The organism is Donghicola tyrosinivorans (assembly GCF_003003355.1).
GTDB classification, from domain to species: Bacteria; Pseudomonadota; Alphaproteobacteria; order Rhodobacterales; family Rhodobacteraceae; genus Donghicola; species Donghicola tyrosinivorans.
In genome coordinates this window covers 86,324-98,167 of record NZ_PVTQ01000005.1, presented here as the reverse complement: position 1 = coordinate 98,167, position 11,844 = coordinate 86,324, and the positions used below count along the sequence as shown (strand labels likewise).

Here is an 11,844-nt window from a genome sequence, read left to right as displayed (position 1 = left end):
GTCTTCGGGCGCGGTGCCGGTGAGTATTTGTCTCAAGAAGAAGCTTGTTGGTGGTTTGCTGTCATTGACGTGGCGCTGGCTGCGCGGGCGGATTTTTGAGTATTTTGCGATAAAGAAGCGGGGTCCGGTGGTATCGGGCCCCGTTTTGCTGTTCGGGCGGGGCGCATGGTCGCATCTTTGATGTGGTTTGCTTGAAGCGGGCGGGGTTGCGCCCTAATGTCCGCCCGACGAATGGAGACAGGACCCATGAGCGGAAAACGCAGTATTTTCGAAGAGGTTGATGGCAAGCAGGCGCAGCAGAGTGCCGCAGGCGCGATCGACCGGACCAAGCGCGGCGCGCGCGGCGCGGTGCGCCTGTGGCTGATGCTGATCTTTGTGATGGTGATGGGGATGATTGCCGTGGGCGGCTTGACCCGTCTGACCGACAGTGGACTGTCGATCACCGAATGGCGCCCTGTGACCGGTGCCTTGCCGCCGATGAGCGATGTGGAGTGGCAGGCGGAGTTTGCCAAGTATCAGGAAATTCCTGAATACCAGTTCCAGAACAAAGGCATGAGCCTTGGCGAATTCAAAGCTATTTACTGGTGGGAATGGGGGCACCGTCAGTTGGGGCGGACCATTGGCCTGGTGTGGGCTTTGGGCTTTTTCGGGTTCCTGCTGGCACGGGCGATCCCGCCGGGCTGGACGGGTCGGTTGCTGTTCATTGGTGCTTTGGGCGGTTTGCAAGGGGCGATCGGCTGGTGGATGGTTGCCAGTGGTTTGACCGGCCAGATGCTGGATGTGGCCAGCTACCGTTTGGCAACCCATCTGGGCATCGCCTTCGTGATCCTTGGCTTTATCGCATGGTATGTGTTCGAGCTGGGACGCGAACCGCGGGATCTTTTGCAAGCCCGTCGCGGCGGCGAGAAGAAGTTGTTCGGTCTGTCCACCGGTCTGCTGCATTTCGCCTTTTTGCAGATCCTGCTGGGGGCTTTGGTTGCTGGCATCGATGCGGGCCGGAACTATACGGACTGGCCGTTGATGGCGGGCCATTGGACACCGCCGGATATGTTCATCCTTGAGCCGGTGTGGCGGAATTTCTTTGAGAACGACGGGCTGGTGCAGCTGATCCACCGGTGCTCGGGGTATCTGCTGTTTGTCTTCGGCGTGGTAGTGTTCCTTAAGGGGCGCCGTAGCGCTTATCCGAAGACGCGCGGTGCGTTCACCGTGGTTTTTGCGATGTTGGTTCTGCAGATGCTGCTGGGGATCGTGACAGTCATGCATAGCTCGCCTTGGTATCTTGCGATCATGCATCAGATTGGCGCAGTGGCCCTGTGGGTGCTGATCCTGCGCGCGCGGTTCATGTCGCGCTATCCCGTGGCCACTAGTGTTCGTGAGGGGCTGTGATGGCTGCATATGATGACTTGATGGCTTTTGTCCGCGTTACCGAGGCCTTGGGGCAGGTGGCTGGCCGCACCGGCTGGGACCAAGAGGTCATGATGCCTGACGGCGCTGCCGAGCAGCGGGCGGAAGAAATGGCCGCGCTAGAGCAGGTTCTGCATGCCCGCCGCTGTGACCCCCGTGTGGGAGACTGGTTGGCGCAGGCCGAGGCCGCTGACGCCGTTCAGGCAGCGCAGTTACGCGAAATCCGTCGCAGCTATGACCGCGCGACCAAGGTGCCCTCGGCTTTGGCCGAGGCGCTGGCGCGCACCACATCCAAGGCCCAAGGGGTTTGGGCCAAGGCGCGTGGCGCGCAGGACGTGGCAGCCTTTCTGCCCATCCTGTCAGAGGTTGTGCAGCTGCGCCGCGAAGAAGCTGCCGCGTTGGGTGGGGCCGTGGCCTATGACGCCCTGCTGGATGATTATGAGCCGGGCCTGACAGGGGCTGAAATCTCGAACCTCTTTGATGCCATGCGCCCCCGTCTGGTGGCCTTGCGCGATGAGGTTCTGGGCCGTCCCATTGGGCCAGAGCTAAAGGGCCATTTTGATCCCGCAATCCAGATGGCGCTGGCCGAAGAGGTGGCGCTGGCCTTTGGCTATGACCTGAGCCGTGGGCGCATCGACAAGGCAGTGCATCCGTTCAGTTCGGGCAGCGGTCAGGACGTGCGGATCACCACGCGCACGGCGGTTGATGATCCGTTCAACTGCATCTACTCGACCATCCATGAGGTGGGTCATGCGTGCTATGAGCAGAACATCAGCGATGATTTTCTGCTGACGCCGCTGGGGTCGGGAGCCTCGATGGGGGTGCATGAAAGCCAGAGCCGGATTTATGAGAACCAGCTTGGTCGTTCGCGAGCGTTCACGGGCTGGCTCTATGGCCGGATGGTAGACCGTTTCGGCACCCTAGAGGGGATCGCGGATGAAGGGGCATTCTATCGCGCAGTGAACCGCGTCCATAACGGCTACATCCGGACCGAGGCCGATGAGGTGCAGTATAACCTGCATGTCATGCTGCGCTTTGATCTGGAGCGGGCGCTGTTCAGCGGCCAGCTTGAGGTCAGTGATCTGGAAGCAGCGTGGAACGAGCGGTTCAAGGCGGATTTCGGTTATGCGGTCGACAAGCCCTCTAACGGGGTTTTGCAGGACGTTCACTGGTCTGTGGGTCTGTTCGGATATTTCCCGACTTACACGCTTGGGAACGTTTATGCAGGCTGTCTGCATGACGCCTTGCGGAAGGATCTCCCCGATCTGGATCAACAACTGGCCAATGGTGATCTAAAGCCTGCGACCGGTTGGCTGCGTGAAAAAGTCCAGCGCTTTGGTAGCCAGAAACCGGCGCAGCAAACGATCGAGGATGCAATCGGCGGCGCTGTGTCTTCGGGTCCGCTGTTGGACTATCTGGACGCGAAATTCACCGCCTGAAAACGCGAGCGGGGGTCCGGATAGGACCCCCGCATGGTAGTGAGAGCGGCCTCAGAGCCAATTAACCTTTTAGACCATTTTTATTCGGTCTGCGGGGCGAACCGTCATCTCACCGGCGGTGCCCAGTGATCAGGTTCTTGGTCTGTGTGAGCTTGAATTAGTTTCTAAATATGGCGCAATTTGGGCGCATTCTTCCAGAAAAACTGTGGATAAGCAGTGACTTGGCGTCATCTATTGCATTATTGTAAGTCTGGATTACGGCATGCATGGGGATAAATAGTAAAGACCCCGAAAGCATGCGCTTCAGGGCCTGCAAGTCTAGCTAAACAAGATAGTAGGACTATCGTAAAATTTTTTTAAGCTTAGACGCCCATCAGCATCAGCATCAGGCCCAGCAGTCCGGCAAAGCCTGCACCGCCACCACCGCCGTCGCCACCGTCACCGCCGCCGTGTGCGGTGTCGTCTTCGTCGTCGTCGCCCTGGTTGTCGGGATCGTCCTCAAAGGCGACCGACGGCAGGACTTCGGGTTCTTCCCAATAGGTGACCTCGGTTTCTTCTTCGGCAATCGCCTCAAGATCGATGATCGAGGATTGCTCGCCGTGCCAGGTGGCGATTTCGTCCGCGGCGGCGTCATTGCGGGCGAAGGTCAGGCGAATGATTTCACCGGGCTGGGTGAAGCTGATGTTCAGGTTGCCGCCGTCCTGCTCGGGCGAGAAGGATTCGCGCACGCCAACCGCGTAGGTTTCAGCTTCGGCAGATTGATCGACACCATCTACCACCGGCACATCGAACATGGTGTTCCAGTCTTCCGGCACTTCGCTGGTCAGGCTTTCGCCCCACACTTCGGTGATATCGCCAAAGCCCTGCATGGCCAGTTCGACGTTGACGGTGTTCTGACCGCCAAAGTCCTGCGGTGCGGTCAGGAAAACAACCAGCTTGTCGGGGCTGTCAAAGCCGTAGATGCCTGTGTCGGTATGGTCGACCAGATCGTTGCTTTCGTACCAGTTGGTCACCTTGGTGCCGTCCAGCGCCTCGGCCATCATGTCTTGCAGATCACCTGCAACGAATAGGTGGCTGTTGCCGTCTACATCTTCGTAGCTCAGACGGCCCGCGTGGGTCAGATCCCAGCCGTAGATACCCGCGCTAGAGGTCCCCAACCCCTGATATTCGGAGAAGACCTGAAGGATGTTCTCGCCCTGCTCAAGGCCATAGGGGCGATAATCCAGCATCTCTTGGTAATGCTGTTCAAACTCAAGGTTCGAGCGCCCGTCAAGGTCCAGATCGTCGATGGTCAGGCCTTCACCTGCTTCGGTGGTCAGGAAATCCTGCGCAGCCTCAAGGCGCGACAGCGACGCAGTGTTGAACGCGCTGAGCGACAGGTCGGGACGGTCGATGCCAAGGGCGTCGGTTTCTTGTTCCCACAGGTTCAGGCTTTCTGCGACGTCGTCAACGCATTTGTCAGCCGAGTCGATGCTGACGTTAAAGCGGTGATGGACCAGTGCGTCGGTCATCAGGATGGCGTCATCCGACAGCACATCCAGCATGGCGTCGGTTGCTGCGACCTCACGGCCAATCTGGACATTCCAGTTTACGGTGTCCGACTGGTCGGCGTATTCGGCTTCTTTTTCCAGTACCACTTCGGCATAGACGTTGACGATCTCTGCATAGGCAGCGGCCTGTTCGGCCTCGGTCGCGCCGTCAAATACGCCGTAGAATTCGTTGCCGACCTCAAAGTAGATCTGCTGGGGCAGCTCACCGTAGGTGCCGCCGTAAAGATCGTCGAGGAAGTCGCCTAGATCAGCCCGCAGCGCGTCGTGATCATCTGCATAGCGTGCGGTGGGCAGGGTCACGGTCAGCGACAGGCCGTTGTCCACACAGTAGGCCATGATCTCGTCCAGACCGGGCTTTCCGCCGGTTGCGTCCGAGTTGTAAAGACCGTCGTACTCAAAACCAAACCGCTCAGGGTTCTTTTCGGCCAACGTTCCGCCGGGCCAGATCACCATGCCTAGGTCGGTCTGCTGGATGGCGTCATCGAAACGGTCAAAGTTGCGGAAGCTGACAAACCGTGCGCCGAAACTATCGCCGGTGATGCTAAGTGCATCCTCCGGTGTTGCCTCTGCGATCTGGTAGCCAATGGCCATTTGTCTTGCTCCTGGTTGGGCGCTTCCGCCCGGGTTTGCGGCTCTGACCGATGGTCTGCTGGTGGCCGTTTGATAGGTTCAGGCTAACGCAGAAGTGTGGGTCCAATTAGCTTGAAGTTTGCAAAGTTCAGTTTGCGCATCATCCATAAACGCATGATTTTAAACAAAAAATACCCGTTCTTAGGGGGAGGCCACAACGTTCCAAGGTGTTGGCTCCTACCCCTAAGGCTAGCCACACAGGTGGCCGGATATGTGCAAGGTTGGGAGTGCGCTAAGCGCTGTATCGTTCGGTTGGTTTGTCGCCCAAAGGCATGTCTGAGATACAGTCGATCGCCTGTCTCACGAGAGGATCGTTCTTGCGTGACGTGTGGTAGGACACCCAGATTTCGTGCGTGCTGACCGGGTACCCGTCCACAGGGACAAGCGACCTATCCGATTGCGCGAAGGTGTCATTGAAGATGCAGCACAGGGGAAACGCGCCAATTATCTGGTAGGCGGTATCGACCCCGTCGATCGATAGCTTCGCAGGCGAATCAAACGCCATGAAAAGCTGGTCGTGCAATTCCTCATGGATGGTGTCGCCATTCAACTTGGCCCAGCCTTCGAGCGAACCGATAAAGTTCTGGTGTGCGTAGACGCGCTCGGTGATGGTGCCGATCTTCTGGCTGATGATGCGGCCCTCTTCGGGCGGCGTGGTCGAGACGGCGATATCGGTCTCACCAAATGCCAAGCTGGCGGGTGCAGCGGCGACGGTCAGCTCTAGCCCGTCAAGGGTACGGTAGAGGGTAGAGATCAGCGCGCCCAGATCGCTTTGCAGCAGGGGGAAGACCCCGTGGATACGCAAGACTTGTTCTTTGGGTTCATCGTTCAGCTCGACCTCAAGGGTCTGCAGCGCCTCTTCGGTGTTTTCGGCAAGGCTGATCAGATGTTCGGCCACACGGGTCGGGCGCCACTGATGACCTTCCTTTTTGAAGAGGGGATGACGGTAGGTTTCGTTCATCCGGTCGATCCGGCGGGATACCGTAGCGGTGTTGGTTCCCAGCGCCGAAGCAGCGGCCGTCATCGTACGGTAACGCTTCAGCGCAAGGCAGTATTTCAAATCATCCCAATTCTGCACGGCGGACTCCGTTCGTTTGTGCGTCTCTGGTCTGGAAAGAAATATTCGGTACTGCTTAACAAACAGGACCAATCCCCTAAAAGCTTAGACGATTGTTTCCACCAACCACTTAATGGAGGCCGTTTTGTGCAGCGCTCCGACCATTAGAAGGTACCGGAATCGAAGGACTGTCTGCATCTGGACACATGGCGAGGGTTGTGGAGTTATCGCGCCACTCACTCATAAGAGTGGGTAGTTTGCGAACGATCGGACGTCCCCTTAGGTGTGGGATTCGCCACGAAAACGCAAAACGCCGCCCAATTTTTAAAGGGCGGCGTTGCAGAATTGGTAGAATCTGAGTGGGGTCAGACTTTGCGGGTGAACGTCAGGATTGTGTCACGCAGCCATTCCCGAACCACTTTCAGCACGGGATCGGACCGGCGGGTTTCATGGTAGCATTGGTACATCTTGTAGGTCGCGATTTCTGGCCCGTCTTTGATGCGGTCGAAATTGGGGTCGGGATCGCCGACAAGACAGGGAAGTGGTGCGGATAGGCCCGACACAGCTGCCACTTGGACCAGAGATTGAAAGCTATCGACGCGTACAATCGGTTCCGTTGCCCAATAGTCAAGCGCCGTCCGCATCGGGCCTTGTTTGTCAAACTCGCTCGTCAGGCCAGCCCATTGATTGGTCCCTCTCGCAGCTTTGTTTTCATACAGGGCAAAGCTCATCTCCCCGACAGCGGAAGAGATCAGTCGCCCTTGTGTCGGCTGCACGTAAGTGATGATGACATCGTTTTCGTTCAGGCTTTCTTGCAATGCTTCCATCTTGAAGTTCAGATGGATACGAGGATGTTGCTGCAAAAACTCGTTTAGTTTTGGGTACAGCATGTGGGTCGCAAGGATGGGCGGACAACAGACTGTCACGTTTCCTGTGAGCTCACCCTCAGATTCTTGTGATTCTTGACTGATCGCAGACGCCAGTTCTCCGTCAAACTGGATGGCATGTTCAACGATAGTCTCCAGGCGCGGGTTCAGTTCCCACCCATCAGGGCGCTTTTCAAAGGGCGGATAGCCCAAAGCCTCGGCCAGACGGGTCATCCGGCGTGATACGGTTGCCGGGTTCGAATTCAGACGCGCTGCTGCTGCCGCCATATTGCCGGTACGGTGCAGCGCAATCAGGTAACGAAGGTCATCCCAGTTTTGGAATTTAGGCATCTAGGGTCCATTAGGCTGTCAGCGGTGTCAAAAGGAACGGGCGTCCCTTACCTTAACGTAAGAGACGCCCGAAAAGTTTCAACGCTTTCCAGCATTCATGACCAATTTTATCGGTTATTACGACTCTTCACCGGTTTCTTCGCCATCTTGATCAGCCTGATCCGCGATTCTTGCGACCGAAACCACGTGTTCGCCCGCAGAGGTGTTGAAGACACGCACACCACCTGCACTACGCGAGCGGAAGGAAATGCCATCGACCGGTACACGGATGGACTGACCGTTCGAGGTCGCCAACATGATCTGGTCATCCAGTTCAACGGGGAAGGATGCCACGATGGCCCCGCCGCGCATCGCCTTGTCCATCGCCGAAACACCCATGCCGCCGCGACCCCGCACGGGGTAATCGTGGCTAGAGGACAACTTGCCCGCGCCGCCAGCGGTGATGGTCAGGATCAGGTTCTCTGCCGCCGACATCTCGGCGTAGCGTTCCTGAGGCAGGGTGCTGTCTGCGTTGCCCTCATCCTCATCAGCTTCGGTGTCTTCAGTCACGCCCGCCATCAGACGGCGCATCTTCAGATAGGTCGCACGCTCATCGGGCGAGGCCTCGAAGTGACGGATCACCGACATAGAGACCACATGATCTTCGCCGCTTAGCTTGATGCCGCGCACACCAGTGGACTCGCGCGAGTTGAAGACGCGCACATCAGTGGTGCGGAAGCGGATCGCACGGCCCGAGTCCGTGAACAGCATCACATCGTCGTCTTCCGAGCAGATGCGCGCGTTCACAAGGCTGACGCTGCCATCTTCGGGCAGTTTCATCGCGATCTTGCCGTTGCGGCGCACATTGGTGAAATCCGACAGACGGTTACGGCGCACATCACCGGCGCTGGTGGCAAAGACCACCTGCAGATCGTCCCAATCATCCTCATCACGGTCCACGGGCATGATCGCCGCAATCGACACACCTGTCGGGATCGGCAGGATGTTGACGATCGCCTTGCCCTTCGCGGTCCGGCCACCAAGGGGCAAACGCCAGCACTTCAGCTTGTAGGCCATGCCGTCGGTGGTGAAGAACAACAGCTGCGTGTGGGTATTGGCCACGAAAAGGGTGGTGACAACGTCATCATCCTTGGTGGACATGCCCGACAGACCTTTGCCGCCCCGCTTTTGCGCACGGAAATCGGCCAGCGCGGTGCGCTTGATGTAGCCGGACTGGGTGATGGTCACCACCATGTCCTCACGCTCGATCAGGTCTTCGTCTTCCATGTCACCGGACCAGTCGACTATCTCGGTGCGGCGGTCCACGGCGAACTGAGCGCGGACTTCGCGAAGCTCATCGGCGATGATGCCCATGATACGGTCGCGGCTGCCCAGAATTTCCAGATATTCGCGGATCGCTTTCGCCAGTTCCTGCAGTTCGTCCGTGACTTCCTGAACACCCAGTTGGGTCAGGCGCTGTAGACGCAATTCCAGAATGGCGCGTGCCTGCGCTTCGGAAAGGTTATATGTGCCGTCGTCATTGATCGTGTGGGTCGGATCATCCACCAGCTTGATGTATTCCGCGATGGTCTGAGCAGGCCAGCGGCGGGTCATCAGCTTTTCACGGGCTTCCGCCGCATCGGCCGAGCTGCGGATAGTCGCGACAATCTCATCGACGTTGGTGACGGCCACGGCCAGACCGCACAGGATATGGGCACGATCACGGGCCTTGCGCAGCAAGAATGCGGTGCGGCGCACAACCACATCTTCGCGGAAGTCGATAAAGCAGGTCAGGAACCGGCGCAGGGTTAGCTGTTCGGGGCGGCCACCATTCAGCGCCAGCATGTTACAGCCAAAGCTGGTCTGCATGGGCGTAAAGCGGAACAACTGGTTCAGCACCACTTCGGCAGTGGCATCGCGCTTCAGTTCGACCACCACGCGGACACCGTTACGGTCCGATTCATCCTGCACGTGGGCGATGCCCTCGATCCGCTTTTCACGGGCGGCTTCGGCGATCTTCTCGATCATCGCGGCCTTGTTCACCTGATAGGGGATCTCGTCCACGACGATGGCATAGCGGTCTTTGCGCAACTCTTCGATGTGGGTCTTCGAGCGGATGATGACGCTGCCGCGGCCTTCGATATAGGCTTTGCGCGCGCCAGAGCGGCCCAGCAGAATGCCGCCCGTCGGAAAGTCCGGACCGGGCACATATTCAATCAGATCTTCGCTGGACAGATCAGGGTTATCGATCAGCGCCAGCGTGGCATCTATCACTTCGCCAAGGTTATGGGGCGGAATATTGGTGGCCATACCCACCGCAATACCGCCAGCGCCGTTGACCAGCATATTCGGGAAACGGGCGGGCAGAACCGTGGGCTCACGGTCCTTGCCATCATAGTTGTCCTGAAAATCGACGGTATCCTTGTCGATATCCGCCAGCAGCGCGGCCGCAGGCTTGTCCATCCGGACCTCGGTGTAACGCATGGCGGCTGCGTTATCACCGTCCATCGAACCAAAGTTGCCCTGACCGTCAAGCAGAGGCAGCGACATCGAGAAATCCTGCGCCATCCGCACCAGCGCGTCATAGATCGCGCTGTCGCCGTGGGGGTGGTATTTACCCATCACATCGCCAACGGGACGGGCCGATTTCCGGTAAGCTTTATCGTGCGAATTTCCGGTCTCATGCATCGCGTAAAGGATGCGTCGATGCACAGGTTTTAGGCCATCACGCAAATCCGGAATCGCGCGGCTGACGATCACCGACATCGCGTAATCCAGATAGGAGGTTTTCATCTCGTCCGCGATCGAGATCGTCGGGCCATCGTAAGCGGGCCGCGCTGGACGATTTTCTTCTGCGTTTTCAGGGGTTTCCGGTGTATCGCTCACGAGTACGTCTGCCTGTGCGGTTATCTCTATATATAGTTGGGAGGTTTATAGCAGAGCCTGTATGTGGGGCGCAATGGTAGCGGCACCGTGGAATTGGCAGCCACCCGCGCTGGCTGCTACTATATTGTTTTTATTGCTATAAATAAATTTCCTTGGAACGCTTTTTGCAGACATCCCTGAAGATGGAGGCAAGAGCATGGAAAAATCCGAAACCGAACTGCTACTGCAAGGCTACGGGCTGACCACCGCCGAGATGATATACCGTATGCCTGATTACAAATCGGTCCTGAACAGTTTCGTCTGGCAGGACTACGACATCGCGCCCGATTATCCGCGCCTGTTCAAGTTCATCGAATTCTGGCAGGCCGAAATCGAAGGCCCCCTGCACACCGTCCGCTTTACTCACCGCAAACTGCTGAAAGCCGGGGAATGGCGCAACGTCGTGGGCGAGTTCCGCCTGCACTAAAAGAAAAGGCCAGACCCCGATACGGATCTGGCCGCGCAGGCACGACAGCCTGCTTCTTTATTGCAAAAATACTCATATCCCGCTGTTGAAAACGGCGGGACAGGTTCAGTTCTTGCGCAGCGCCGCAGCCACCCAGATCAGGGCCAGCACGCCCGAGATCAGGAAGTTGTAGCCAGCCATAGTGATGCCAAACAACTCCCATACGATCTCGTCGCAGAGGATCACGCCGGTCGGCCCGTCCAGAGACAGTAGATCGTTGCCGGTCAGTCCCGAGAGCGCATCTCCGGAACCGGTGCAACTGGTCGGGCCTTCCCACCATTTCTGCTCGACGCCAAAGTGATAGGCCCCAAGGCCCGAGGTCACGGCCGCCGACAAGGCGCCAGCCCAAGCGACAATCGCATGGGGAACAGCCATGCCTATCACCCCAAGCAGTACTGCCGCCGCATGGGGCCAGCGCTGCCAAAGACACATGGCACAGGGAAGCAGCCCGCCAATATACTGAAAGCCGAACGCCCCCAGCAGCATTGCCGCCGATCCTGCCGCTGCCAGCGCCATAAGCATTTTTCGGGTCATAGGAACCTCACCACATAAAAGCCGCCGATCAGGATGATCAGGAACAGGGCGAACATAAGGCCCAGCCGCTTCTCGATGAAATCACGGATCGGTGCGCCATATTTGCGCAGCAGGGCCGCGATCAGGAAGAACCGGATCCCGCGGGCAATCACAGAGGATACGAAGAACACCATCACCGGCATGCCCGTCCAGCCGGACATGATTGTGATGACCTTATAAGGAAACGGCGTCATGCCGGCGATTAGCACGGCCCAGAAGCTGAAATCGTTGAAACGTGCGTTGAACGCCTCCATCGCGTCAGCCTTGCCCAGATGCTCCAGAATGGGGCGGCCAATCTGTTCAAAGGCAAAGGCCCCGATGGCATAGCCCGCAAGTCCACCCAGAACCGAGCTGACCAGCGCAACGGCAGCGATAAGCCAGGCGCGGCGCGGCGCGGCCAGGATCATCGGGATCATCAGGATGTCCGGCGGGATCGGGAAAAAGGAACTCTCGACAAAAGAGACAATCGCAAGGGCCCAGAGGGCGCGGGGATGCTCGGCCAGGCCAAGCGTCCATGTATATAAGGAACGAAGAATGGCAGATACTCCTGTCTGATGGCGGTGAATGACCACGGGCAGGGGGGCGGGGTCAAGCGTTTGACGAA

The 11,844-nt window shown here is 58.1% G+C and carries 9 protein-coding genes; 3 read left to right on the top strand and 6 right to left on the bottom strand.

Annotated elements, in window-relative coordinates:
* The first annotated feature begins 246 nt into the window (after positions 1–246).
* Both ctaA and CLV74_RS09175 read left to right on the top strand, forming a co-directional pair.
* On the top strand, positions 247–1,386 hold the full coding sequence (gene ctaA / locus CLV74_RS09180; RefSeq protein WP_106263938.1) for a heme A synthase: 1,140 nt from the start codon (positions 247–249) through the stop codon (positions 1,384–1,386).
* Entirely contained in the window at positions 1,386–2,843 is a 1,458-nt protein-coding gene (locus tag CLV74_RS09175) for a carboxypeptidase M32 (RefSeq protein WP_106263937.1), read from the top strand. The genes ctaA and CLV74_RS09175 overlap by 1 nt, the downstream gene beginning before the upstream one ends.
* Positions 2,844–3,205: 362 nt before the next feature.
* On the opposite strand, the gene CLV74_RS09170 is transcribed toward CLV74_RS09175, so the two are convergent.
* From CLV74_RS09170 to gyrA, 4 genes are all read right to left on the bottom strand, one after another.
* Positions 3,206–4,984 (bottom strand): hypothetical protein, encoded by a 1,779-nt coding sequence (locus CLV74_RS09170; protein WP_106263936.1) that lies wholly within the window; start codon positions 4,982–4,984, stop codon positions 3,206–3,208.
* A 271-nt stretch (positions 4,985–5,255) separates the two neighbouring features.
* The gene (locus tag CLV74_RS09165; RefSeq protein ID WP_106263935.1) at positions 5,256–6,101 is read right to left on the bottom strand and encodes a LysR family transcriptional regulator; all 846 of its coding nucleotides are present in this window, start codon (positions 6,099–6,101) and stop codon (positions 5,256–5,258) included.
* A gap of 344 nt (positions 6,102–6,445) precedes the next feature.
* Positions 6,446–7,297 (bottom strand): LysR family transcriptional regulator, encoded by an 852-nt coding sequence (locus tag CLV74_RS09160; protein ID WP_106263934.1) that lies wholly within the window; start codon positions 7,295–7,297, stop codon positions 6,446–6,448.
* A 117-nt stretch (positions 7,298–7,414) separates the two neighbouring features.
* Positions 7,415–10,162 (bottom strand): DNA gyrase subunit A, encoded by a 2,748-nt coding sequence (gene gyrA, locus CLV74_RS09155; RefSeq protein ID WP_106263933.1) that lies wholly within the window; start codon positions 10,160–10,162, stop codon positions 7,415–7,417.
* Positions 10,163–10,358: 196 nt separating this feature from the next.
* Between gyrA and CLV74_RS09150 the strand changes: the two genes are divergently transcribed.
* On the top strand, positions 10,359–10,628 hold the full coding sequence (locus CLV74_RS09150; protein ID WP_106263932.1) for an usg protein: 270 nt from the start codon (positions 10,359–10,361) through the stop codon (positions 10,626–10,628).
* 105 nt (positions 10,629–10,733) lie between these two features.
* Here the strand turns inward: CLV74_RS09150 and CLV74_RS09145 are convergent, their stop codons facing one another.
* Both CLV74_RS09145 and CLV74_RS09140 read right to left on the bottom strand, forming a co-directional pair.
* Positions 10,734–11,201 carry a disulfide bond formation protein B gene (locus tag CLV74_RS09145; protein ID WP_106263931.1) on the bottom strand — a complete coding sequence of 156 codons (468 nt, stop codon included), beginning with the start codon at positions 11,199–11,201 and terminating at the stop codon, positions 10,734–10,736.
* Complete coding sequence (locus tag CLV74_RS09140) at positions 11,198–11,776, bottom strand: YqaA family protein (protein WP_106264225.1); 579 nt, start codon at positions 11,774–11,776, stop codon at positions 11,198–11,200. Before CLV74_RS09140 ends, CLV74_RS09145 begins: the two co-directional genes overlap by 4 nt.
* Positions 11,777–11,844 lie beyond the last annotated feature (68 nt).